The sequence below is a fragment of the Ahniella affigens genome, from assembly GCF_003015185.1.
GTDB lineage: Bacteria > Pseudomonadota > Gammaproteobacteria > Xanthomonadales > Ahniellaceae > Ahniella > Ahniella affigens.
Genome location: NZ_CP027860.1, coordinates 4,602,520 through 4,627,893, shown reverse-complemented (window position 1 = coordinate 4,627,893; position 25,374 = coordinate 4,602,520). Strand labels below are relative to the sequence as shown.

The window sequence follows — 25,374 nt, the reverse complement described above, 5'->3', positions numbered from 1 at the left end:
ACGGAATCACATTGGCGCGAGCGCATCAGGTTTCAAGATGCGCGGACAGAAATTTCAGCACGTGTTGGGCCGTGGTTGCCGCATCCTCCTGCATAAAGCAATGGCCGCCCGCGACTGCGAACGCTTGCACGTTGCCGTTCTGTGCCGTCCAGGACTGTGCGGACGCGGCGACAAAATCGAACGTGCGATCGCCATACAGCAACGACACCGGTGTGCGCACGTTGCCGAGTTGCTGCCACAACCGTCTGGGGTAGCTCGCAAAGATCTCGGCTTCGCGGCTCGGGCGACATTTCAGCGTCACGCCGCCATCACTCGCGGGCATCAACGCGTGCTGCAGATAGGCGTCGAACGCAACGTCCTCCCATCCACGAAACATGCCACGCCCTTTGAGTTGGGCGCCCGCCGCCGCGCGATCCGGCCAATGCCGACGCCGGCGTTTGGCTTGCCTTGGCAGTGCGAACAGCTTGCTCAAGCCCAGTGGCTCGGACACGGCCATGACGCCAATGATGGCGGGTGTGAACAGCACCGGGTCGAGCAACACGGCAGCCCGAAACGTCCTGGGTGACGCTGCCAACATCAATGCGGTCAGAACCCCGCCAAAGCTGTGCCCCATCGCAAAAGTTGGTGCGGTGCCAAACCTCGGCGCCAACAACTGCCAAGCCTCCAGAGCCGACTCTGCCGATCGGTTCCAACCATGAAAGCGCCCGCCGTGATCCGTGTCGCCATGCCCTTGCATGTCGCTCAACACCAGATCGAACTGCAACGACAGCAAGGCCAGCAGCGGCGAATACACCAAACCGCAATACCCATTGCCATGAATGAAGTGCAGCACCGGCTTGCCGCTCGGCGTACTGTGCTGACCGCGCAGTGTGTAGCCCGCGGAAACAGGCACGGCCCAGCTGATCAATGACTGCTGAAATTGCTGGATGCGCCGAGCCTCGTGGCAGTCAGCGCCCATGCGTCGAATCGTCAGCGGTGGCGATGTGGGCAGCATTCTCTGCGGCGGGCGTAGCGGTCGGCACAGACAGGCGGAACAACAGCGCCGCCGACCACCACAGCAATACGAAAGGTGCCGAGATCGCGATGATGTTGCCCCATGCCGACACGTAAGCCACCAACGCGATCAATGCCTGCAATACGCCGGTCAGCAACATGGTCTGCGCCATGCCCTTCGGCCGAAATCCGGTGATCAGACTGCCCAGCATCGCGAGCAGCACCACCAGTACAAACACCCGATTCTGCGGATTCGTTTCGGCGCCGATGATGCCCACAGCAGCATTGGCCCAGGTCAGCAGCAGCGCCGTCAGAACCGAAAGCGCGGCCGCCAATCGATACCAGGGGTCCTGACTGACCCGCAGCAAACCCTCTAAGGCCAGGCAGACCGCCAGCAGCATGCCCCCGGCGACCAGAAAATCAGCGGCCGTCCATTGCACGTCGGTCGTGAACTGCATGGCGACTGCTGGCAGCAGCAGGATCACGGCCGAACCACCCCAGGCCAGGATGCGCCAGAAGCGCGTTGTCGTGAGTTGCGTGAGCATGGCGGGCACCTGAAGTCGAATGGTCTGCGATCCGCGCATTATGCCAGCCGTGCCCAAACGGGGCGTCAATGCAACGTCCAGAGCGCCGCGAACACCGGGCGTGGCGAGGTGCCGGGTGTTCGCCGATTCTGGATGGCGGTTCAGGCCTCGCTACGAGCAGTCGGAATGTGGCGACCGCGTGCTCATTCAAAGCCATTGGCGAACAGCAGATTGCCCACAGCATTCCGTTGAATGACAAACAGATTGGCCGTTCGCGCCGGAAAACTCGGGAAGTTCACGCTGCTTCCCGCGATTTCCGTGTTGTTGCTGACCGTCTGATAGCCGGCCGCACTGAGCCGATACAAACTGTAAGTCGTGGCATTGAGGCCGTTCAGGTTCAAGGTCAAGTCTTTGCTCAAGGTGTCGCGGTTGAACACCAGGATGAACAAGGGCCCATTGTTCTGATCGATCGCGTACGCACCGACGTCATTCGTGGCCGTACTGGTGGCCGGAATCGAATCGCCGACCACACGCGACAAGGCGCCGTCGTAGTCGAGAAACATCCGAAACGCGTGCTCGGCCAGCGAGTTGTCGGCCGGCGCGATCCACCGCGTCGCGTAGTCCACGCCCTCGCGCCCGAAAATGGCGAGCAGCTCCGCCTGCGCCAACGCGCCCGAGACGCCGTTGTCGGGGCCCCACTTGTACTCGGTTACCGCGAGCTTGATTCCGGGGCAACGCGCGTCGATGGCTGATTTCGCGCGGCGCAACAGGTTTGGTGTGGGATAAGCGGTGCCGCCAATCCAGGATTCGCTCACGTAGGCAGGGTCGTAGAGTTCGCGTAATGAGCGCAGCCGAATGGCTTGCACATCCGGGTTTTCCGCAGCCGGGTCGGCATCGTTGGTCGCCGCCACATGATCGGCTTGCGGGTAGTAATGCAGGTCCAGAAAGTCGATCAAGCGCACATTGCCCGGGCCCAGTTCGGTGCAGGCCCGCTCGAGATACCACTCCACAAAGGGCAGGCCGCCATGGTTCGTGCGATCCGGGCCTTCAAAGCAATTGCCCAACGCGGCGTCGCTTGCGCTCGTCCAATAGTCGCACCAGCCCCAGGTCACGGGACCGAAAATCTTGGCATCCGGCTCGACTTGTTTGATCGCAATCGCCCGATCGCGCCCCCGCTGCCAGACCTCGTCGTAGGTGGGCGCGGCTGGATGCACATCGCGATGCGTGCTGTCCCAGAGCATGGGCTCATTGTCCAGCGCGAAATATTTGACGCCGCCATTGGCCGCCGTGCCATGCCGTGCGCGCAGGTGCGTGACCCAATCGGCGGCATAGCTCGCTGGCGCCGCTTTGGACGTATCGAGCGGGTTGTTGCCCACAATCTTCCCGCCCACACAGAATGGCCCATTCGTGCACAACCCGTTGCCGGAGTCGGCCGTGCACCAGAAAGGCGGATTGGGCCCGTAGTAGCGGCACTCATCCAAGGTCTGCGCGCCATAGGTGGCCTGCGAAAAACTCCAGAGCTTGACGCGCGAATCCTTGGCGACAAACCCGAGCGTCGGAACGGTGATCAGCGGTTCGCCGCCCTGCGCCTTGGTTGCGACGACGAACTGGTTCGCCGTTGCGTTGTTGGGCAGATTGCTGCCGTCGCCAGCGGCAATGTTCTGAAAGAAGTAGTCGTTCGCGGTGTTGTCGACATCAAACTGCCAGTTGTAGCGACTGGTGCGGTTACCGCCCCAGCGGCGCGTTGGGTAATGCAAATCCGCATGCTGGCTGTCCGAGCCAAAATTGACCCCATAGATCTCTGGGTTGATTGCACGCCGCGTGCCGCCCGGGTCGACTGTGATCGTCACCGCTGTCGGCACCACCACGCCGGCGGTCAGGCGCATTTCATCGAGATAAAGCACGCCCTGATTCCCGCCGCTCTGATCCTGCACGATGATGCCGTCGAAACTGCCGCTCGGCGCGCCCGGCCCACTGAAGGGCAGGACGACCTCCCGCCATTGCGAGGCGGCGATGCTGCCGCCAGTGACCAGACCGGCTAGCGGTTGGTTGTAGATGATTGTGCTGCCGTTCTGCAGCACCAGATTGACGTTCTGCCCGCCGGTGCCACCGCCATGGACCGCAAACCGAAGCTCGGTGTAGCCCGCGGTGTTCAGCGGGGCATTGGCATGAAAGTAGAGGCCTTGAAAGCTGTCTGGCTCCATGCTCGCCGAGCGCGTGCCGGCATACACCGGGTTCGGCGCCTGCACGTTGAGGTTCACGGTCGCCCAACTCCAGTTCTGGAAGCCGGCATTCAGACTGTCGGCAAACACGGCGACGTCCTGCGCCTGGGCGGGTTGGGCCATTGGCGCGCCGAGGAGCAGCGCCAGGAACAATCGAGCAGCGGTGTGAGGTTTCATATTCAGACAAACGCTGTAGGGCGCCAAAACGCGTCATGGAATCACATTGTGCGCCGAGCAGCCCGGGAATTGTGTGGACCAGACTGGGTTTTTCAATCGACGCGCGTTCGGCTGAGGATTGCTGGTCGGTCGCAGGTTCGAAAATTCGTGGTGGACTGCGGTACCGACGCCATGCTCCCCGAAGACAAGGTGGCGCTGAGAGGCTACGCTCGACACGCCCGGTCCGGGCGTTCAAACTTGAGGGGTGGGAGTATGGGGTTCAATCCAATTCAGGGCGCTTACTATTACATCGTCGCCAAGCACAGCAACAAGGTCTTGGAAGTCGCCAATGCGGGCACAAACGCGGGTGATTTCATCGTCCAGAACGAGCTTGCGGCAGGTACCGACTTCAGCCGCAAGCAGCATCAGCAGTTCAGCATCGAAGAGAACCACAATCGCGTGCACGTGTTTCGCGTGCGGCACACAGGATTTGTGCTCGACATCAGGGGCAACACATCGGAAGACCGTGCGCTCGCGATTCAGCAACCTTGGAACGGCGGCGACAACCAGCGCTTTCGGATCATGGATGCGGGCGACGGCAGCTACTATCTGCAAGCGGTGAACAGCGGCAAGGTGCTGGACGTATTTGCGAGGCGCGTGGAAAACGGCGCCGACGTGGTCCAGTACACCAACAATCGAATCGACCACCCGCAGCAGAATAACGATCATCAGCACTTCCGATTGGTCGTCGCGAGCGAGAACTTCCAGCAGGGCGCGTTACCCGGCTTCTCGTCGCCCTCGCAGATGATCCGCGAGGCAGCCATCGGCGCGATCGGTTTGGTGCCAACGGCTGGCGGCGCCCTGAAGGGATTGCTCGGGCATTTGTGGCCAGATGCGGCGCCCAAAATGGTCTGGCGGCAAGTCACGCAGTATGTCGAACAGTATGTCCAGTCTGCGCTGAACGTTGAACGGCTGAATCGCCTGCAGGATGGCGTCGAGGCATCATTCAAGTCGGCGAAGAGTTATGACGGCCTGAGTCCGGGCACTGAAAAGGCGGCGGCGCTGACGGCACTGGTGATTAGCATCAACACGATTGATCAACCCTTCTTCACGCGCTCGCAGCCGGAGAATGCCCTGCCGTTTGTCATGCTGCTCGGCAATCTCAAGCTCACCCTCATGCAGGAGCGGGCTCGGTTCTATCCAGCCATTGCCGGGGTCGCGCACGACGATAATCTCGCGTCGCATTTGTTGGACTTGCGCGAAGGCATTCGCGACTACGTTGTTGCGGCCAAACGAATGCGTCAGCAGTTCCTGCAACAGCGGATCGATCGAATTGGCCAAAACGTTCACATGTACCGGGTCCATACGAGTCGACCACGTGAGTGGATTTTCGACTTTGTGTTGACCGATGGCTTTGACGGCAGTCAGCACTACCTTCGGCTCTGGCCGAAGGATGGTTCCGCAAGCTCGATTGTTCAGAACGCCTTCCGGGCCAAGCTGATTGCTTGGCGGCAGAACACGGTCCGTCAGCAGTATGCGTCGTACCTCGACGGCATCCTGCTCTCGGCGAATTTGTGGCCGAGTTTTGACCCCAATCAGCCACGCCCCGTGGAACGAACCGTCACCGCTAGTCTTGGTCCTTACGGCACGCCGTTTGGCGACACGATCGACCTCGTGGGCGAGCAATCAATATCCAAGATTCGGTTCTATGGCGACAGCAAGTTGCGCGGTATCGTGGTTGAGCATCGCTCGGGTACCAGCAAGCGCCTCGGCCATGAACTCGGCGATGCTACCGAGATCACCTTGCGGGATGGCGAGCATGTGGTGGCGGCATTTGGCAGTACGAATGTCGAGATCATTGGCCTGTGGCTGGAAACCAATTTTGGTCAACGCTTGATTGGCGGCGATCGTGATCTGGGCTCCCGTTTCGATGCCGAACTTTCGAGCGATGTACGACCCAGGCTGAAGAGCTTGTCGGGAACGGCTTCCAACGATCGCATTACCAGTTTGAGCTTCGAATGGACGTACACGATCCTGGGCGACCTGCCTGATTTGCAACGCCGGTCGCGACGGTCCAAGGCCAAAACCAAGACGAAGGCGAAGGCCAAGGTCAAAGCCAGGACGGCATCCTCGTCACGGGCCAAACTCGCGCAGCAGACTAAGCCCAAATCCAAATCGCGGTCGGCAACCAAGGCGGCCGTTCGAGCCAAGCCCAAGCGAAAGGCCAAGACCAAGCCAGCGCAACCAACCACAGCCAAACCTAAGCGGGTCAAGTCCGGCGCGGTCAAAGGCACCAGCAAAACTCCGGGTCGCGCGCTCAAGCCGAAGGCAGGTGCTGCCAAGCCCACAAAAGCTGCCAGCAAGAAATCGACCAGCACACGCCAGCGTCGCGGGTGATAGCGGTGAGCGGTATCAGCGACTCAAGGAATTGAGTCGGCAAGATGGCGTCCTGCACCTGGCGATTGCCAGGGCAGGCTTGCTACGGGGCTTGGGGCGGGTCTGAACGATCAGGTTAAACGGATTCGGACCCGCCCTTATAGGGCGCGAGCACCCGCATGATCGGGCCCCGCCACAATCATTGCGGCTGATCGTTACCAGGGCCCGAACACAATCTGCACGGTGACCGTGCCCGTGGGCGCGGGATCAAACTTCGATGGCACGTTGGGCTGATTCAACGGTCCGTGCACCGGGCTTTCGTCATAAGCAAAGCCGTAAGCCTGGCCCATCAATGTCCCTTGCTTGTTTACCGCCGCCGGGCCGCCCATCAATGAGCCACCACCGGACGCCGCTGGTGCGGTGGAAACTGCGCCCAATGTGTAGCTCAGTGAGGTGGTAGTCGGCACGGCGGTGAGTTGGAAATTGCCGTTGTAGGTGCCGACGCCAACGCCCTGCACGGCGATCCAATCGCCGACAACCAATCCGTGTGCCGATGTGGTCGTCAAGGTAGCCGTGGTCGTGCTGCCCGCGGTGCTCGCGGTCGCGCCGGTCGGCGCTGCGGCAATCGCTACGGGCGGGCCAGCAGGTGCTGTGAAAATCAATTGGCCGTTCGACGTTGCCGTATGCATGAACAACGAAAACTGATTCTGGGCGGCCTGTTGATTGCTGAGCGGCTCCGGGTACCAGTTGGTCTCGGTGCCCCAATAGGCGGACGTGTCGCCCGCCGTGCGCCCGGTTGTTCCGGATGGGCCTTTCAGCGCGATGCCACGATTGATGGCCGACACGATATCGCGCTGCAAACCAAGCGCGACTTGGCTCGGGGGTACGGTGTATGACGTCGTCTGTTTGATGAACACCGCGCCCGACGTGTCGGCATAGACGCCTGCATTCGCAATCACTTGATAGCCTGCAGCAACGCCTGTGTTCGCCGGATCGGGCGTTTTCGGACTATAGAGGTTGAAGACGTTGCCATTCGCATTGGTCATGCCGGTGTCGGTGTAGCCAGTGAATTGCAACACACTGGCGGTTCCGACCGTGGTTGGCAGGCCCTGGTAATAGTTGCCGTCATCGCCCACCATGTTCAGCTGCGTGCCGGACCCGTATAGCGTGGTCAACGTGGTGTCCCACAACGACGCCAGCGAACTGTCCGAGTTGGCGCCGTCCGCGAGATAAGCCCCCGGATTCAGCACGCCCGGATACTGGTTGTCGATATCGCTGCTACTGCCATACAGCAATGCGCCATACGCGGTATTCGCCGCAAACGTCTGCTGAAACGCGGCAATGATGCCGCCACGGGTGATCCCGCCGGCTGGTACCGGCTGGCCGACCTGACCCAGTTGATTGCCATTGACATCGAGCAATACGAGCGACAACGGAAACGTGAAGCCATCAACGGTCTGCACGTCGATATGCAGCAAGCCGGTCGCGCCCGCGTCGATCGTGGGTTCGACAATCGAAAATGGCGGAAAGCTGCTATTGGTGTTCGGCGAATTCGGCGGCGTATTCGGCTGCTGGATACCAAGGCCCGTCGCCGCCCACGAAAAGGGAAACCCGGGCGGATTCGTCGGAAACCCCGCGAAGCCAGGCTGTGTCGCAATGGCCGGCCAATTGTTTGGCACGACAAACAAATAGATGCGGGCGCCGTTCAACCCGCCAGGCTGCAACACCGGATCGAACACAAAGCTCGAAAATGCACTGATGTCGTAACTGGGAATCACGCCGGTCGGCCGCGGAAAAGTTACGGTGCCTTGATTGAGGTTGGCGCCTTGGTCCGAGCCTGCTGCTGTGGTCGCGGTTGATAGCTGTAGCGACGTGCCCGACAGCACCGCTGCGATCGTCGTCCCGGGTGCGATTCCGGGGGCGGTCACTAGGCCGCCCGTACCCACATTGGCCGTGCTACTGAGACCTGTGATGGACAGGCTGCCGGCGGTCCAGGTGCCCGTTTGCTGCTGTGTAAACGTCACGGTCGCATTGGTTTGACTTGCCGAAATGACGCTCGACAGCGTGATCACGACATTGTTGATGCTGGCAATCGTCGTGTTCGCAGGAATCCCCGTGCCCGTGATCAGATTGCCGACCGCAACTTGAGCGACGCTCGCCAGATTGCTCAAACTGAGATTCGTGGCGCCCGATTGACCGCTTGCTGTCGGCGTGATCGAAAACGTCAACGGACTCGTGCCCGAAAACGTCGCGCCCGCTGTTGGGGCCGTGCTCAGGGTCACACTCGAATCGCCGGTGACGCCGCTGACGGTGGTGCCCGTCGCAATGCCGCTGCCGCTCACGGCTTGGCCGTAACGAATGTTGCCGACCGACGGGGGCGGGACCAGTCCCGTAACGCTCGTAGAGGTAGTCTGGCTTGTGCCGCCAACCATGATGAGCGTATTGATGGTCGCGTTGCCGCTGGCGGTTGCGGTCAAGGGCTGGCTCAAGGTGATGGTCATGGCGATGCCAGTCACCGTGGTGCCACTGGCGATGCCCGGGCCCGTCACCGTATCGCCGAGCAGAATGTCATTGAACATCGGCAGCCCGCCCGTGAACGTGAGCGTGCTTGATCCGGATGCGTAGCTCGGCACGTTCAGACTGACCCCCGCCGGCGAGGGCGACCAGGTCAGCGCGCCACTGCCGTTGTCCTGCAGAAACAGCGCCGAGGCGACGCTGAATCCCAGCACGCGTAGCGAATAGTCCGAACTACTGAGATTGGTGTTGTTGACGAGCGAGAACGTATAAGCAGTGTTCGCAGACGACATGTGGACTCCCCAAGGTATAGACGCCGAGGCACGATGCTCGGCGTCAGCCAAACCTACCCGGGAAGCGCGGGCGATTCAATTACTGCGCGACGCTTGCGTTGCTCGAACTGCACTGAAACCGTCTTGTTGGGTCCCGACTATCGGATGGCTGCCAAATACACCGCGCGTCACCCCGGACTTGATCCGGGGTGAGTTTGACGTCTCGCTCTGTCGCGCAAGGGCCGCGCGAATGCAGCGTTGCCGGTGTGAATCAGATTGCTCTCACAACGATCAGTTGGGCCAGTAGATACCGCGCCCACATTGAATCGCAGGAATCAAAAATCGGATCGCAAACGAACCGATCCCAATTCCTTCTTCAGCGACCGCGCAAACAACGCCGGCGCCGTCCAGGTGTACAGCACAAACAGCAGCCACACGATGTTGGCGGCACTGCGGGCCTCGGTGTAGCCCTTCAGATCGAGGGTGATTTCCAACAGGCGATAGAGCACATAGAACGCGATCAGTATCACGGTCGAGCGCGCGATACCGCCAATGCTGAGCCACGCCATCAGCCGCCACCAGGCCCCAAGCAACAGGCTCTGTCGGGCCTTGATGCTCGCAAACAGGCGCATGGCACTTTCGTCTGACGGATCAATCTGCAGCGCCCACAGCGCATGCTCGCGCGCATCACTGACTGCGCCGCGCTGCAGCGCCAACTGCCCCGCCATGACCAGGGCCCCCACGGATTCGGGTTCCAGACTCAGCGCCTCTGTCGTCCACTTGTCCGCCTCGTCAAATCGGCGCTGATCAAACGCATGCAGGGCCAGCCCCACCAGTACTTCGGTATTCTCCGGCTCCAACTCGTGCGCGCGCGCCAACGCCTGCGCGCGCAGTGTGCGGTCATTGATCAATGTCGCGAGGCGCGATTCGGTGAGCCAGACCGACGCATCCATGTGCCCGTCTACTTTCGCGAGCGCCAAATGCTTCTGCGCGGTGGCGATTTGCCGTGCCGCGAGCGCGCAATGGGCCATCGTCAAATGGCCGAACACGCTGTCGGGATCGAGACTCAACGCGAGGCCAGCCTCATGGCTCGCCGCATGGACGCGCTTTTGCGCCAGCAGGCAATTCGCGAGCAGTGCGTGTGCATGCGCGTCATCTGGATCCGTTGCGAGAACTTGGCGAAGCTGTTCAATCGCCGGCCCGATCTGGCCCAATTCCAGCAAGTGGGTGGCGCGTCTCTTGGCAAGTGCGGCTTGATCGAAGCTCATCAGATCACCAGCAGAAACAGCCAATGACTGTCTTTCGCAGCATTGGTGAGCATGGGTCGAAGCAGGAACATGCCAGCAAGCAGCACGAACATGCCGGCTTGCTTCTTGCCGCCAAAATACTCGAACAGTTCGACCGAGCGTTGCTGCAGGCCAGACGCCCAATACGCCGCAGCGAGTTTCAGCACGATGACGCCAAGATACGCGTAGCGGAGCGTCGGCTTATCCAGGTCGAGGGCGGCGAGCAGCACAAACGATCCGACCGACGCGAGAATGCCGAGGACGCAGATCGTGATTTCGCGAATGCGTGTGACCGAACCCACGGCCAAGCCATTGAAGGCGAGCCAAGCCAGCCCAAAGCTGCCACTGACGAGCATGCAGGCGAGCAGGGGCCACATCGGGTCGACCACCAGGCGCGCGAGCCCGCTCGGCCGGGGTTCATCCAGAATGCGATAGCTGCTCATCGTTTGCCGAACGTGTCGAGAAACTGCATGACGTCATCGTACTGGCCGCCCTCGTTTGCATAGCGCGCATAGTTGCGCGCGGTGGTCAGCCATTCGAGCGTCGTGGGTTTGCACGACTTGAGTGCGGTCTTCAGCAAGGAATCCGACAGCGGTACCTCATGGCCCTGCGCGACCGTTGCTTCGATGGCTTCATCGACCGCGGTCTCAACCAGATTGGCCAGGTCAGCGCCCGAGAATCCACCGGTTTGCCGCGCCAGAAAACCAACGTCGATTTCGCCAGCGAGCGGCCGGTTCTTCAGCAATCCTTTCAGAATGTCCTCGCGCGCGTCCTGATCCGGGGGCGGCACAAACAGCACACGGTCAAAACGACCCGGGCGCCGAAACGCCGGATCGACCGCCCAAGGCACATTCGTCGCCGCCAGAATCAACACGCCATCGTTATTGCGCTCAAAACCATCGAGTTCGGACAAAAACTGACTCACGAGCTTTGCCGTGCCGGACTCGCGCGAGTATTGCCGCTTGCCGCCGAGCGCCTCGACCTCGTCGAAGAACAGCACCGACGGCTTGCTGCGCCGGGCTTGCTCGAATACTGCCCGCAACTTGCGTTCGGATTCGCCGATGTAGAGATCGAGCACATCCGACACCGCCACGTTGTAGAAATTTGCTGAGCACTCGCCAGCCGTCGCCCGAGCCAGCAGCGTTTTGCCGCACCCGGGTGGCCCATACAGCAGCACGCCGCCGCCGGCCTTGCGCGCAAATCGTTGGAACAGCGAGGGCTTCTGAAACGGCGTAATGATACGTTTGCGAATCTGGGCCTTGACGGCGGTCAGCCCACCGACATCGGCAAACGTCACGCGCGATTGCGCAGGCTGAAACAGCAAGATGTTCTCAGCGTCTGGATCATGTTCGGTGTTGACCGACGTTTGCAGCTTGTCGCTGGTGCGGCGGGCACTCGCAATCGAGACGATGCGCGTGTCCAGCTGCGCCGACAGGCCGCCATCGTCCAGTCCCGGCGCCAGTGCTTTTGCCGCCGCCAACGCTTCGCGCGCGGCGGCACGTTGGTCCAGGGTCAGCAGCAACTGTGCCCGAAGCAACAACGCCTCGGCTTGATCATCCGGCACCCATTCGAGCGCGCGCTCGGGCAAGCCATCGGCCTGCAGTGCCTTCGCGACATTCAACCGATCCAATGCCCCGAAGCGCGTGGGTGAAATGCCCAACTCGTTCAGCACGGCCACCAACCGCCCAGCCAGATTCGCGCCGAGGGCTGCCTGCAAATAGGCTTGCAGCAAGGGTTGATTGTCCGGATTGGCCCGCAGGGCCGCCTCGATCGGGCTCAGAATCGCGTCGTTCATGCGCGGATGATGCCGGATGGTGAGAACCGCGCACAAGCGCAATGTGACACATCGGCGCGCACTCGTTGCGTGCCTTGGACGCTAGTCTGGGAGGGTGTGGCCCGTTCCATTGTGGCGCACCGCATTGCACCCAATATCGGTGTTCGACTGAACCCGCAACACCCCTCTCGTCACCTCGGACTTGATCCGGGGTGAGTTTCATCGTTCCAATACCTTGCACCACTTCGCGCCCGGGATCTGTCTTCGATTGAACCCGCAACACCCCTCTCGTCACCCCGGACTTGATCCGGGGTGAGTTTCATCGTTCCAATACCTTGCACCACTTCGCGCCCGGGATCTGTCTTCGACTGAACCCGCAACACCCCTCTGGTCACCCCGGACTTGATCCGGGGTGAGTGTCATCAGTCCCCAACTGCCCTGAATCCGCGACCGAATACTGCCGCACAAACACCACGTCGGCCTCAATAACGCTGAAGTCGTCTGCACGACTGACCGGAAAGAACCCAGAAAGTGTGAACCCGCGCGCCGTGAGAAATTCAAGAATGTCACCGAAGCGCGCGGCGCGCTCGTAGATGGGTCGCAACGATGCTTCTGTGACCACCAAGTCGAAACGATCCAGCCAAGACCCCGCGCCCTGCAACACGTCAAAGTCCAGTCCCTGCGTATCAAGCTTCAGCATGGGTCGATTGCCGCACACCCCGCGCAGGTCGTTTTCGATCACATCGGCCAACGTCCGGAGCGCTATCTCGACCGAATCGATCGGACGAAGCTCCGTCGAAAAGCGTTGCCGCCCAAGCGCATTGATTGGCAGGACCGAGCTGAATGTGTCCGTCGCATAACACGTGAGCTCGGCGCGTCCCGCCGACCGACCCAGGCCAAACGCATAAACATGCCAGCTCGGATGGTTGGCGGCACACCCGCGCAGCGCCGCGCACGCTGCCGGGTGCGGCTCAAATGAATGAATCTGCAGGGCAGGGTGGATCCGGCGCAGCTGCGCTGCAAACTGCCCTCGGTTCGCACCGACATCGAACAAAACGTCGACCCCGCGCCTCGGCACCAGCAAGCGCAGGTGCGCCTCAAGCTGCTCGCAGCCCTTCGGGTAACGAAAAATGTCGAAACCAAGCGCACGGAAACCGGCGCGAAGCAAGTCCCTCAATCATCCGCTCCTGTCTTGCCGGGTTGATGATACGCGGCGGAGCGTAGCAGGCGCTGGGATTGGTGAGGCGGGATTGGAGGATATCCATGCATTTCGCCAGGCTGGGCCTGGCGCGGCGATGTTTCCGCGATCGGGATTCGAGTGATCAGACTTGCGGTTGGGTCCGCAGGGCGCGCTTGCCAAGGGGGAAAAGACTGTCCTGATCAGAGTTTCGGTGCAATACCCCCTCGCAGTTGACGGCGGAAAAGGAATTGACGATTTCCCACCGAATGGCGTGGTCGAACGCGACAGCGCTCAGTGCGCCCCAGTCGGAGCTTGCGTGGGTGATCGCGAAGGCCCCGATGCGAGTCAGAACGCCATGGCTCGCCAGTAAGCCCGGCGCGCCAGCCCATACCCCACCAGCCAGTGCCGATGCGTGTCGCGGGCAAACTGGATGAGTCGGTCCAAGGCGCCCATCGCGGTGACGCGGCGCGTCCCGAAGCCACGGACTTGGTCATCCCATTGCTGGGGGTCGATCTTGAGTTCAGCCAGGATGGATCGCGTGCTGGCGGCAATTCGGCCAGACTTGCGTCGGTGCCATTGGCGGCCGGTGTCGTCCACGAGTTGCAGGTAGGCTTTGTTGCTGAGATTCAGGGCCTCCTGCGGCATGCCGGCGATGGGCCTAACCGGTTGGAATCGCAGCAGCTCTTTGGCACGGATCTTGACGATGCGTTGGTGAACGCTGGTGTGCTTCGACTCGATGATCTTCTCAGTCATCTTCGCCCGAATCGGGTTCAAGTCGGTGTAGACCATTGCTGCCAACAACGCGCGCTCATCCGCTAATGCCTGGGCTTTGAATCGGCCTTCCCAGAACCGTCCGGTGCAGTCGTCCTCGCGGTTGGCCTGCCGAGCAATCAGCTCGGCGAGGCTGCGCATAAACCAACTTAAACTGCGCAGGCGATCTCGATATGTTGCCACCCGCTCCGGTGTTGCAGCAATGTTGGAGATCCGTGCCTGTTGTGCCTCCGGATCGTCGGAACCCGGGAACACTTTGCACCAGCGCCGAGCCACCTCTTCATCCGACCATTCCTGCACGGCCACCACATCGACTTTCACCACCACATGCAGATGATTGCTCATGACGGCATAGGCGTAGATCGAGACTGAATAAGCCTCGGCCAGCGCCATCAGCCGGTCCTCAACCCACTGGCGGCGATATTCGCAATTTTTGTCATTGACCTTGTCATAGCCACAGAGCCAGGCCCGCCGGACACAGCGACTGACGCAGTGGTAAAAGCCTGAGCAGTTGGTCGGAACGGTACGTTCGCGCGCTTGTGGCATGCTGATCGCCTTCCTTGGCGGGGAGTTGCGGTGATCTTGCCATTCAGAAAGGCCCGGCGCATTGGCTGAAATCTGAGATTGGGGTCAGAAATTTCTGAATTGTTGGGTGTCCTGTATGTTCCAGGCCAATTGAACCTGAAGCAAGTCATAGTAGAAGTGCAAACTCTCGGCAATGACCGACAATTTGCCGCCTGAATTAGAATATGACTTCCTCAAGGTTCGTCGGGCAGCCCTATCCAGCCAGCCCACTCCTCGATCTCGATAAGTTCTTGTTGCAAATCGAATCGCTTTTTTTCCGCCTCACTTGCCGTAGTTGAAATTGGCTGAGCTGGGCAATCCTGGAGTGGCCCAGGAATATTGAACTTGTTCTCGCCAACGTCCTGGAGGTCCATCGAAGTGAAAGCGGGCAGCGGAACAGAATCCACGTCTGGTCCATTGTTCCCCAGGAGAACCGAGTAATAGATTGGTTGTGCGACATCTCCAAATCGCAATCCACGGCGCTTTTGAATCGGATCCCAGCACCAATAGGTATTCGCAGTTGGGGCCGCCAATCGGCAGTACTGTGGCGCAGCAAGCACCGAGCTATCAATTCGCTCTTTGTTTGCCTGCTGTTGGCGTCCCTTCGTCGTGCTGACTCGAACGTCGGCGTGAGGTTCGGGAATCATCACAGGTACGCTTCGGATGGTTAGATTCCCTGCCCCAATTGGCGGAGCGAACAAGTACGCATAACGAGCGACGCCAGGGTTGTTTCCCGTGACGGGAAACTTCAATGCCGGATCAAGAGCTCCGCCAACAACGCTGTACATCCATTTCGCTGGAAGGCCTGAGCAAGATCGAAAATTATCCGCAGCGCGAAGCGGATAGAGGGAATTTTGAGGGAGCCAGATGGAATTGTTGTAAAAGTAGTCGGTGTTATTCCAGGCTGCAACGATAGTGGGCTCTCTTACATCGAATGTGCCGACCGCGACTGCCTCGCGTTCCTCGCCAAGGCGCCCTAGGTACACGACTTGGATAAATAGATCAGTTGCATTGATCGGGATCGGATCCGCTGAAAAATCGAACATCTTCTCGACAAATGCCGGAAGTGGCTGACCCGCCCCACCCGGTAAGTCAGAAGGACCGGATACGGGAATCGGCGCCGATACCGAAATCTCCTGAAATTCGGTTCTCTGCGATTGCCCTGGTACACATGCCGGCTCAGCAATTATCAACGCCGGCGGCGGAGAATAGCTCTCCACGCGTTCGCCGCTCAAGTCCGGTTTGTAGCAGGCATTTCGATGATAGCGGGCAACGGCTCGCAGCGTCCCTCCGCCCGCAATTTGGTCGACGATAGATACTGTGCCAGATTCTACAATTGGGTCCGTTGAGTTTCGTACATTGAGCCTTACTGCCTCAAATCCAAAGATACCGTTGTTGTCCGACCGTCTGGGGTAACCGTCTGAGTCAACTGTATGAGAAACGCCCTGATTCATTACTGCAAAAACGCGCTGGGCAATCGGTTCGACTTCAAGCTTTCCTCGAAAGAAATGATTTATCAGGCCTGCGCTATAGGCAATTGCGCGAGGTCCCAGCATATTCCCCATCTGCGTGTAGTTGGCAAGGGAGACTAAGTTCCTGCTCCTTTGAACGCCCAATGTTGACCAGTAGCCCTTCGAAACGATCGGCGCTCGCCCTGAGCTGTCCAAACCGCTATCAACATATGATGGTGCGACGGCATCGGGAACCTTCCAATATCCGACCTTCAGCCGCAAACTGCCAAGACCTGGGATGGCAATGGGATCAGTGCTTGATGGACTAAAGACAACATCAGGGGAGTCTATACTTGGTGGACTATTGAGATTCTGATCAAGGCCACCTTGCGTATAAAATCCCCGATTCGCATAGTCGGCAAGGCCTCGTCGCTGATTCAGCGTAGCCAGCGGTATCAAGTCTGGGTCAGTTGGGTCACCAGATTCGCGCGTTGTGAAATACTCTCTGGGCAAACTGAAGCTTGGGATGGGGTAGGTACTTACGCGGAAAGCCTCTCCGCCGGGCGGTCCCTCTGGCAATCCTTGATTGAACAAGTCAAGCCAATCGTTCTCCTCGCAAGCGTTCGTGGCTGTATAAACGCTCGTAGAGCTGGATTGAGAGAGTGTTCTGTTGTACTCCGACACGACTCGAAAGTTACTGAAATTCTCATAGGTTCTCGTTGCGGGGTCTTCGTTCCCGAACTTGTAGACCCCTTTACAGACGTAGTTGTGCCGCTCGCTTCTTGAATGTTGTGGGCTCGCGGTTTCTTGCAATAGATGGATCACATGCCCCAATGAATTGAGAGCGGACGCATAGAGAGACAAGCGAGCGTCTGAGTCTGCTTTCGCCTTCAGCGCATTGATAGGGGCGCCTTGTTTGTAAGTTAGCGCCGTGTAATAGCTTTTTATGGCATCCACGTAACTAAAGTGGTTGCCTCTCATGGTGTCCTCTGAGGTGCTGGCAGCAAACGGGTCCACTTCGCCCAGTGCCCATTTAAGAGACGGCCCGCCTACTAAAGGAAGTCCGGACTCATTTGTAACTGGGTTGTAGAAATGGAAAATCGGGCGATCGATCTCCATCCATGGGTCTACATCTGGCCTATCGTTTGGGTTTGCGTAGCTTGAGGCCTTCAAATCGTCTTCTCGAATTGCGCCACGCATCAGCCAAGCTTCGATTCGCAATTGCGGAGTCTGGCCAAGCGACGAGGGGGGTAGTCTGCCCGAGTACGGCAGCGGCATTACCCGTTGCTCAAATTCCTGAGGGCACCTATAGCGAACGTTGGTGGTATCGGGAGGCGGGGCAGGCGAAAGCCATTGAGGAGAAGCATCAACATAGCTGTCTCGCCTAGCGACACTGGTGGTCGCAGCACACGCTTCTTGCTCAGGGTTCTCAAACGGATGCGCAGTCTCCAATCTGTCAAACCCGAGGCGGCTCATTGCGGGCGCGTTGAAAAGTGTCGAGCGTTCGTACGCCGATTGAGTCATGCGCGCATGCGTGTCAATCTCATACCCGTGCGCCGCTGAACAAAACACGTAAGCCAAGAGAAGTCTTCTCACGTCAGCTCCAGGATTCACTATTTTTGTCGATTCGCTTCTATTTGCTGCACTTGGCTTTGGCAACCATCGACTGCAGCTTCGGCCAAGCTGCGACGTCACCCTGTTGCAGGGCAATTGCAATAATCTCTTTCAATTGTTGAACAATCTGATCGTCTTCGCATTTGAGAAGCGCTGCGAACTCTGCTGAAGCCAAGGGATCCTGGGTCTCTGAATGCTCTCCAGCATCGCCCAGTCGGCGCTCTAGCATGCGAGCGCAGCGCAAGGACGGATAGCTATTGGCAGGATTCGCTAGAATTGCCGACGAGATCGCTCTGGGAAGCTCGGGCGAGCTCGCTTCTCCGCCAAACTCAAAATAGGTATTCGAGGCACATTCGAATCGCTCGGGTAGTTGGTCATAAATGCCAAACGCAACGAAGACCTCTGAGAAGAGCTCATTCTTGGAAATCACTCTAGTCACTGGTGGAACCGTCCCGTCAGGAAGTGTTGACAATTCCTTCCGAGCGAGGTCCGCATCAGCTTCCACGATCATGCGCTTCAGCGTGACCGAATAGTCATCGTAGTGGCGCGCACTCAAGACTCCACCGCATCCGGTCTGAAATGTCAGTCTGTCATGGATCTTGTTCTCAGGGGCATTGAGCAAGATTTGACAGCTTAGTAATTGGACGAACAAGTTGTCTGGGCCGCTGGCTCTTACCCTGGCAAAAAATTCAGGTTCCCAGCAGAAATCGGGCGATTGGGCGAATGACTCATTGTCAAGGCATGCGCTCCATGCAGCAATGGCTAGTTCTACAGGGCTTGATTGACCGTTAGCGACAACTGCGCCAGCCAACTCCAAGCGGGCATTGCCTGATTCCTCCAGTAACAAATCGGAAACTACAGGCTCACTGCGGGAGCATCCTGCTAAGAGCAGGAACGCTGTCAGCCAGAAGATTTTGCTTAGGAAAGTGTTCGGAGGCATCGAAGTTACATCTCTGAAATTCGCCAAACACCTGTGCTTTCACGCTTGAACTGAAGCGGAAAGCCGGCATAGTCTCCCGGGTGTTCCGTGTCGGGAGTGGCAACTACAAAGTCGGCGCTTGAGCTGGATATCCGCCCGCTTACTACTTCACCCAGGCCGTTTGCAGCTGTTGACAGGTTTACGCCTAGTCCCTGCCAGGCGGACTGCCAGTCTGCGCGGTCTTGTGTGAGCACAGTGTTGAGCGCGCCACTGATGTCTTGCGCTTGCAATCGATGCTTCATCGTGTAGTACAAGTTGCAAAGCGACTCTCTGGCGTAGGCAAGCGCACTCATTTGGACTCTGAATGTGGATTCAGATACCACTGGTGAGGTGCCAGAGTTACCATCGTCGAACGTTACACGCGCTCTAGCTAACGATACGGACGGGCTGGTGAAATCAAATGCAAGTGGCGCACCTGCGTCAGTCGTAGTGATCTCAAAATTGCCATCGCCGTTGAAGTCGATCTCGATCAGCGATATTGCGGATTGGCCGGCTGGGACATGCGTCGTGAGTTTGAACCCGATCCTTTTGGGCGCGTAGTCGCCGGAAGTAAAACCAATAAGCGACACGTCAGGAACAAGACTCGGATTGTACTGAACCGTCCTAGTCACAGTCTGGCTAGTGCCGTCCTGTGACGTCAAAACAATGCTTAGCGGATTGGCGCCAGGGCTTAGCGCAATTAGCTGCGTCGTAAATGATGCAGCGTCTTGTATGGCTGGGTACTCGCCATTGACTGATATACCAGTATTCGGAGGGCCCGAGTAGGTTCCATACACCTGGATTGATGGTGTGCCAAGTACGGCACCATCTGGAGGAAATGCTACGGAAAGAGACAATGGTGTCGAATTTGAGGGAAGAACTGCAGTGGGAGGTTGTTCCCCAATCTCGAACCCTGACTTATTCAAGCTGAGCGGGTAGCCACAGTTTTCAGATGCAACTGCTCGCGGAAGTGAACCGCAAGCAAAGCAGAATACTAAGAATGCTAGGGATGACGGCGCTCTTAACTTCATCTGCGGTTCTCAAAAGCCCCAATTAAGCCGAGCCTACCACAGTGCCAGGGGCATCGGGCGAGCCGGTCGGTTTCGGGCCGGAGGGGCGCCGCTGCGACTGCTGAATCCCGATCCAAATGTCTGATTTGACCAAGTGTTGAAGCAGTTCATGCATGGAGTGTTTAGTAAGCGTACCTGCAACGCTTCAGCTTGTGGAATTTGCGCAACGCGTAGTAACTGGGCTCGCTCAGCGAGGCGCGGAACACTATCTCACTGAGGGCAGATCATGAGTCACGCAAAAACTCACCTCAGGGCTTCAACTTGGACTTCGGAATGAGCCAGACTATGCTTTCCGGGAAAGCATAGTCTGGGCAAAATCGCACACACTATGCTTGCCCGTAAATGAAAGTACCCCCGAAAAAGCACAAACTATGCTTTCTCCCACACAAGCTGTGGGAGAAAGCATAGTTTGTACGGTTTGGTAAAACATAGTTTCGATGTCTCAAAGAAGAGCTTTATAAATCAACGCCATAGGTGACTAGTCCGTCGTATTGATACCGGGCTTTAGTTCTGACTGAGCAATTCCGGATCCGTTACCGAGCGTCGCAGTCTGTCATTCTGATGGATTGATCGAATCTTGCGACGCAGGGCGGTATTGGCCATGACCATCATCGACCCGAAGAGATAGCAGTGTTGGCGGCTCTGTCGAATCCCGGGCTGCCTGACTGTAGGTTCGCACCCCAATTTTGCGAGATCGATAGGCTTGGGTTGTAGTGCGGTCGACTTCGAATCCATATGCTTCAGACGAATGGCGCCTGTTTTAGATGAGCTTTCGCCTGGACAAGTACAATGCAGCGCGACTTTGCACGTGTCACGGCATTGTAGAGCAACCTTCGCTTCTGGTCATCGCTGCCGGTGGTACTTGCCGGCCAAAGAACTATCACATTATCGAACTCGCGGTTCTTGGCGCCATGTACGGTCATGCCTCTCCATCCCCTTCCGTCGCTCTTGCCGATTCGTCGACGCTGAGCGAAAACGTGAGAAATCACTCTCTCAATCTCCTCTCTAGAGAACGAGACCTTGGACTTTGCGCGCCTCTGCATCTCCATCCAGTCTGTCACTTCGCGGGCGACGCGGGGATCACCCCCTGCGCCGAGCCATCGGCTCACATCGGAAACATGGTTTATATCTTGCAACGCAAGCTGAGCGAAAAATGCGTTTGTCGCGTCGACCCCAGATTCCTCCCAGGAGATGACGTAAGGGCCAGCCCCCCGTGACGTCTTGTTATTGGCTATCCAGGTCAGAGCAGATTTCGCAAACTGGCCAAGCGCGGGTGTAATGATGGCAACTCCCTTCCCCCCGCCGTACCAATCAAGATTGCTGGCAATCCACGAGCCGGCAAGCGGCGGCTTTGGTGTCAGCTGAACCTTGAATTTTGTTCCAGATGACGGCGCTAGGCCGCTTCGAATAGCGGCGGCAGCGTCGAGCAGCTCCGTAACGTTCGTACGTCGAGGCTGAGTAAGCTCTTCGGGCGGACACACTTCGCTAAGCCAAGTGCATGCGGGATTGGGGCGCAATCGTTCGTCGAGGCACTGAAACTCGTCCGCCGCCGCAAATACTTGCAGGCTCGTGGCCAAGCCTTGGACCAGCCTCAGGCGGTTAGCGGTAAGGTCTTGTGCCTCATCCACCAAAAGGATTGGGAACGACGCGGCTACCCATCCTCGCACCTCCTGGATCTGCAACAACTCGCCGGCAGCATCACACACACGATTGTACTGATTCGGGTCAATGTTCGCGTGGCCGAGCCGTGCGGCAAGAGCGCGCCACCGGCGGACCAACTTCCATGCGAAGCTATCAACAGTGGCGCATTCCGCTCGCCTTCCAAGAGCCGGGAGCTGGCCAAGCCGCTCTTCCAATCTGCGACGAGAGCCGTGCATGAATGTGAGCGCCAGAACCTTTTGACCCTCTAACAATGGAGCGGCCTCAAGTTGGGCGATCAATGACTGCAAAAGCCGGTATGTCTTGCCGCAGCCGGCACCTCCGATAAAGGCTTTGACCGTCACGGCTGGAACACCCAGACCCCATCAGCATCGCGAACGAAGCGAGTAGTGGCGCCTGAGCCCGCGCAAGCGCAGGCCAATCCGGCGAGGAGGTCTGCAGCGCGCGAGCGGCAATGAGGCGTAGTAGAGATGGTTTCCGCTACGTGCTCATAGGCGATCAGATCCATTTTCTTGGACTTGAGGTGCGCGACCACATCCGCCGCCGAAGCGGGAGGCACTTGAGATAGCTCGGAAAGTTTAGCGACAGCGGTGCCTTCATCCGCCAGCAGAACCCAACCAACCGCGTCTTCAATCATTGCGCCGTCGTTCCAGCGGATGATAGCGGGAGGTGCCGTAGCCTTTTGTAGCTGGTGGACGTAGCGCAACCCTTCAGCATCACCATCCACAAGGCACGACACACGCTGATGCAGCCTTGAAAGCAATTGGTAAGTTTCGATCACCTTAGCATCTTCGGTAGGAACTACGCCCACTTCAATTGCGAACGGCCCGCTCATAGTGTCGACCCAGCCGGCAGTCATTATGAGAGGTCTCAAGATGCATCTAAGAAGCTGGAAGTCAGATCTTCCCTCAGGTATGAGCAGCGAAGGCTGCATCAGTGCGCTAAGTACTTCCACGCGGCTATGCTGAAAAAACCTGCGTTGCCAGTTCGGTGCATCAGCGGGTAGCGGGAAACTCAGAAAAGGCTCCGCAGACAGTTCGCCGTTGTGCCTTTTTACTATCAGCACCGAAGTCGGGTCCGCCATGCTTGCCACCAGGGGTGAATGTGTAGTTACGAATGTCTGTGTCGAGAGTCCCTGAACTCGCTGCACCAAGCTCTGCTGTGCCGACGGCGGTAAGTGAATCTCTGGTTCCTCAAGCGCCATCAGGAACTCTCCTCCTGCGGCTGCTCGGATGCGGCCAAGCTCAAGGAGTAATAGCAATCCCTGCATGGAAACCAAGCCGCTGCCTTGTCTCCCGGCGGGGACACTGAATCCGTCAGCTGCAGCAAAGTGTGCTGAAACAGCCTCCATGACGGCGCGACTGTCGGTAGCGGTCAATCTAAGCTGGACCCTTGGCGCATTTGGAAACGAAAGCGCCAATTCCTTGTTAAGGTTCTGGATCAGCGGCTCGATACCTGGATCGGCATCAATAGGCTGGTCAGGGGTTCGCAAACGGTCGCGCTCTGCGAGAAGAGCTGCTGCAGGTTGTGCTGCCGCCGCCATCACAGTCCGCCTGAAGAGTTCGTTGCCCCATGAAAACACCCTGTCCCACGTACGGCTTGCGCGGACTAAGTAAAAGCCAAGTTCGTGGATGAGTTTGCCCGGTACGAGGGCCGGTGATTCATCAACAAAGGGGTCAATAGGCTCATCATGGTCGTGGAAGTAGCGCAGCATCTCTACGGACAGAGATTCACTATCAAACCTGGCTTGGACGGCAATTTGGCAACAGAGCTTCCAAGCCCGGTCATCTCGTTGCGGGTGCACTGTACCCGTGCGCTCATCCACCCACTTGACAACCGCTCTTCCGTCGCGGAACCAGTGACTGCAGAGCTCGGGATCATCGTTTGGAAAGTCGGTGATTGTGGCCGTTAGACTGATGCGATCCGCAGGCTCAGGACTAGAGCCGTAGAAATCGTGTTCAGTTAGCTCCCGCACCAGTCGATCGCGACCGAGCAAGAGAGCCAATGCCTCGATCAAGGTGGTTTTGCCGCAATTGTTGTCTCCGACGAAGACCGGGTGCGCGCCAAATCGAACGAAACCAGATCGGATGCCGCGAAAGTTCTCGATCTTGAGGCTTGAGACTCTCATCGTGATTTCCTTAGGGCTTTAAATGATGCCTTAGTCCGCTAAAGGGTCGTCCTGGAACTGCCCCGGCAAATCGGTTCAGCCGCTTCCCCATCATTCGATACTATCGCTAACCGCCGCCAAAGTGGTCGAAAGGTTTTGGGCGCGCAGGGGCAAGCTAGCAGATGATGCCATCTCTGCCGTGGAGGTCAACGAAGCATCGGAATCTTCAGGGGCGAATTTACCTCGCCGCGCTGCGGCACCTGAGGACTGCTTTTGCCCGAATGAACTTGTGAACTACAACTGGCAACATCGCGATAGTCAGCGATCTCAGAAACTGATGCCATGTCTGGCCCAAGTCTGCGTTCGCGAGCAATCTGTTGAGCTTGTGCTAGATTTTACCAAGGCCGGACGGGGAAGCTTGCGAAGAAATAGCAAAGCATTTATACCTAGGTACTAGATCTGATTGGGCGGAACACTGGCAAATCAGGGTCTGATTGGGCCCACGTAAATGCTAATTGTTGAGGTTTCTGGCAGGGTTGGTTTTAGGAGGTGGGCATGGGGCTGAGATTCAGAAAGTCCTTCAAACTGGCGCCAGGCATCCGCATGACGATGGGAACCGGAGGCGCGAGCTTCAACTTTGGTCCAAGAGGCGCATCTGTCAGTATCGGCAAACGTGGCGCGTTTGCGAACAGTAGCGCCTTCGGTCTCTCTAGTCGCACCAGACTATCCTCCCCTGCGGGTCGCCAGGGGAGGCCGAGCGCAGGTACTCAGAGGACGGCGCAGTCAGTCACTGTCAACGTATCGGTTGGGGTCACTGATCAAGGTGATCTCTACTTCTGCGATGCATCTGGCAACGCACTGCCCGAAGCGTGGGCTCAAGCAGCAAAGAAGCAGCATCCTGAAGCACTGAAGCAGCTGATTCAAGGCAAGTGCGAGGAGGTCAATGCTCAGATTGAAGCCATCGGTGAACTTCATCGTTACACGCCGTCGCCCCTGTTCAAGCCCTCATTTTCGCCGTTGGAATTCCCGGTTCCGAAACCAGACCCGCCTAAGCTCCGAAAGCTTGATTTTCTCGCTCGGATCTTCGCTGCTCGTCGGCGTCGAATCGAGGCGGAAAACGAAGAGACGAGCCGGCAATATTCCCTAGCTATATTGAGTTGGGAAAACGATTTTACGGCGCATCGTCAGCGCGAAACACTCCGCAAGCGTTTGATCGAAGAGCTGATATACCACGATGTCGAAGCGATGGAGCAGCACTTTCAGGAGGTGCTCCAGGAAATAGCATGGCCACGCGAGACAACGGTCGCACTCGAACTCCAAGATAGCGGCCAAGTTGCCCTTCTCGATGTCGACTTGCCTGAAGTCGAGGACATGCCCAAGGCGGTAGCGTCCGTACCTGTGCGCGGATTGAAGTTATCGATCAAGGATATGACTGCGACACAGATTCAACGCCTATACATGCGCCATGTTCACGCCATTGGATTTCGAATCATCGGTGAGACATTCGCCGCGCTACCAACGGTTCAGCAGATCGTCTTGTCCGGGTATTCTCAGCGGCGCGACAGGTCAACGGGGCAGTTGCAAGATGAATACCTGCTCTCAGTACGTGTGGCTCGCAAAGCTTGGCAGGAAGTCGATTTCAGTGAGCAAGGCCTGGCGGCACTTGATGTCGTCAATGCATTGGAAAGATTCGATCTGCGCCGAAGTATGAGCAAAAATGGCGTATTCAAACCCATTATTCCATTCGGGTGACACACCTAGTCTTGGCCATGAGTCTTAGTCGAGATTTGGCGATCTCCAAGCTCCGGTAACCACGTAGCCAATTGTGCTGGCTCACACCGGGCCGCTATGCCAGCCCAAGTGCGTTTTCCGTGCCGAATTCG

15 protein-coding genes and 1 pseudogene are annotated in these 25,374 nt (G+C 58.2%); 2 read left to right on the top strand and 14 right to left on the bottom strand.

What is annotated here, in order from left to right:
• Window positions 1–25: 25 nt before the first annotated feature.
• The 3 genes from C7S18_RS17835 to C7S18_RS17825 form a co-directional block, all read right to left on the bottom strand.
• Window positions 26–958 carry an alpha/beta fold hydrolase gene (locus tag C7S18_RS17835; RefSeq protein ID WP_106892841.1) on the bottom strand — a complete coding sequence of 311 codons (933 nt, stop codon included), beginning with the start codon at window positions 956–958 and terminating at the stop codon, window positions 26–28.
• Entirely contained in the window at window positions 948–1,538 is a 591-nt protein-coding gene (locus C7S18_RS17830; RefSeq protein ID WP_146151989.1) for a hypothetical protein, read from the bottom strand. The genes C7S18_RS17835 and C7S18_RS17830 overlap by 11 nt, the downstream gene beginning before the upstream one ends.
• A gap of 182 nt (window positions 1,539–1,720) precedes the next feature.
• Window positions 1,721–3,916 (bottom strand): glycoside hydrolase family 44 protein, encoded by a 2,196-nt coding sequence (locus tag C7S18_RS17825; RefSeq protein ID WP_106892839.1) that lies wholly within the window; start codon window positions 3,914–3,916, stop codon window positions 1,721–1,723.
• 252 nt (window positions 3,917–4,168) lie between these two features.
• Here C7S18_RS17825 and C7S18_RS17820 point away from each other — a divergent pair, with 252 nt between their 5' ends.
• A complete protein-coding gene (locus C7S18_RS17820) occupies window positions 4,169–6,292 on the top strand; it encodes an RICIN domain-containing protein (RefSeq protein ID WP_170113337.1) in 2,124 nt (707 codons plus the stop codon).
• Window positions 6,293–6,486: 194 nt separating this feature from the next.
• Here the strand turns inward: C7S18_RS17820 and C7S18_RS17815 are convergent, their stop codons facing one another.
• The 11 genes and pseudogenes from C7S18_RS17815 to C7S18_RS25395 form a co-directional block, all read right to left on the bottom strand.
• A complete protein-coding gene (locus C7S18_RS17815; protein WP_106892838.1) occupies window positions 6,487–9,078 on the bottom strand; it encodes a beta strand repeat-containing protein in 2,592 nt (863 codons plus the stop codon).
• 314 nt (window positions 9,079–9,392) lie between these two features.
• Window positions 9,393–10,325: a tetratricopeptide repeat protein gene (locus tag C7S18_RS17810; RefSeq protein ID WP_106892837.1), complete on the bottom strand. Its 933-nt coding sequence runs from the start codon at window positions 10,323–10,325 to the stop codon at window positions 9,393–9,395.
• A complete protein-coding gene (locus C7S18_RS17805) occupies window positions 10,325–10,786 on the bottom strand; it encodes a hypothetical protein (protein ID WP_106892836.1) in 462 nt (153 codons plus the stop codon). Before C7S18_RS17805 ends, C7S18_RS17810 begins: the two co-directional genes overlap by 1 nt.
• Window positions 10,783–12,138, bottom strand: a complete 1,356-nt coding sequence (locus C7S18_RS17800; protein ID WP_106892835.1) for an ATP-binding protein — start codon at window positions 12,136–12,138, stop codon at window positions 10,783–10,785. Before C7S18_RS17800 ends, C7S18_RS17805 begins: the two co-directional genes overlap by 4 nt.
• A 370-nt stretch (window positions 12,139–12,508) precedes the next feature.
• Entirely contained in the window at window positions 12,509–13,294 is a 786-nt protein-coding gene (locus tag C7S18_RS17795; RefSeq protein WP_106892834.1) for an FkbM family methyltransferase, read from the bottom strand.
• Between the two features lie 348 nt (window positions 13,295–13,642).
• Complete coding sequence (locus C7S18_RS17790; RefSeq protein ID WP_106892833.1) at window positions 13,643–14,614, bottom strand: transposase; 972 nt, start codon at window positions 14,612–14,614, stop codon at window positions 13,643–13,645.
• A 212-nt stretch (window positions 14,615–14,826) separates the two neighbouring features.
• The gene (locus C7S18_RS17785; protein ID WP_146151988.1) at window positions 14,827–17,679 is read right to left on the bottom strand and encodes a hypothetical protein; all 2,853 of its coding nucleotides are present in this window, start codon (window positions 17,677–17,679) and stop codon (window positions 14,827–14,829) included.
• Window positions 17,680–17,716: 37 nt separating this feature from the next.
• The gene (locus tag C7S18_RS17780) at window positions 17,717–18,637 is read right to left on the bottom strand and encodes a hypothetical protein (protein ID WP_106892831.1); all 921 of its coding nucleotides are present in this window, start codon (window positions 18,635–18,637) and stop codon (window positions 17,717–17,719) included.
• A 5-nt stretch (window positions 18,638–18,642) separates the two neighbouring features.
• Window positions 18,643–19,245 carry a hypothetical protein gene (locus C7S18_RS17775; RefSeq protein WP_106892830.1) on the bottom strand — a complete coding sequence of 201 codons (603 nt, stop codon included), beginning with the start codon at window positions 19,243–19,245 and terminating at the stop codon, window positions 18,643–18,645.
• Between the two features lie 1,220 nt (window positions 19,246–20,465).
• The gene (locus tag C7S18_RS17770; RefSeq protein ID WP_106892829.1) at window positions 20,466–21,728 is read right to left on the bottom strand and encodes an ATP-binding domain-containing protein; all 1,263 of its coding nucleotides are present in this window, start codon (window positions 21,726–21,728) and stop codon (window positions 20,466–20,468) included.
• Between the two features lie 806 nt (window positions 21,729–22,534).
• Window positions 22,535–23,512: pseudogene (locus tag C7S18_RS25395) on the bottom strand (AAA family ATPase); the annotation flags it as partial.
• A 534-nt stretch (window positions 23,513–24,046) separates the two neighbouring features.
• Here C7S18_RS25395 and C7S18_RS17760 point away from each other — a divergent pair.
• Window positions 24,047–25,243: a DUF4236 domain-containing protein gene (locus C7S18_RS17760; protein WP_106892827.1), complete on the top strand. Its 1,197-nt coding sequence runs from the start codon at window positions 24,047–24,049 to the stop codon at window positions 25,241–25,243.
• The last annotated feature ends 131 nt before the right edge of the window (window positions 25,244–25,374 follow it).

Excerpts from the sequence above, each read along its gene's own strand:
- C7S18_RS17835 (WP_106892841.1), bottom strand. The coding sequence starts at position 958 with ATGGGCGCTGACTGCCACGAGGCTCGGCGCATCCAGCAATTTCAGCAG.
- C7S18_RS17830 (WP_146151989.1), bottom strand. The coding sequence starts at position 1,538 with ATGCTCACGCAACTCACGACAACGCGCTTCTGGCGCATCCTGGCCTGG.
- C7S18_RS17825 (WP_106892839.1), bottom strand. The coding sequence starts at position 3,916 with ATGAAACCTCACACCGCTGCTCGATTGTTCCTGGCGCTGCTCCTCGGC.
- C7S18_RS17820 (WP_170113337.1), top strand. The coding sequence starts at position 4,169 with ATGGGGTTCAATCCAATTCAGGGCGCTTACTATTACATCGTCGCCAAG.
- C7S18_RS17815 (WP_106892838.1), bottom strand. The coding sequence starts at position 9,078 with ATGTCGTCTGCGAACACTGCTTATACGTTCTCGCTCGTCAACAACACC.
- C7S18_RS17810 (WP_106892837.1), bottom strand. The coding sequence starts at position 10,325 with ATGAGCTTCGATCAAGCCGCACTTGCCAAGAGACGCGCCACCCACTTG.
- C7S18_RS17805 (WP_106892836.1), bottom strand. The coding sequence starts at position 10,786 with ATGAGCAGCTATCGCATTCTGGATGAACCCCGGCCGAGCGGGCTCGCG.
- C7S18_RS17800 (WP_106892835.1), bottom strand. The coding sequence starts at position 12,138 with ATGAACGACGCGATTCTGAGCCCGATCGAGGCGGCCCTGCGGGCCAAT.
- C7S18_RS17790 (WP_106892833.1), bottom strand. The coding sequence starts at position 14,614 with ATGCCACAAGCGCGCGAACGTACCGTTCCGACCAACTGCTCAGGCTTT.
- C7S18_RS17780 (WP_106892831.1), bottom strand. The coding sequence starts at position 18,637 with ATGCCTCCGAACACTTTCCTAAGCAAAATCTTCTGGCTGACAGCGTTC.
- C7S18_RS17760 (WP_106892827.1), top strand. The coding sequence starts at position 24,047 with ATGGGGCTGAGATTCAGAAAGTCCTTCAAACTGGCGCCAGGCATCCGC.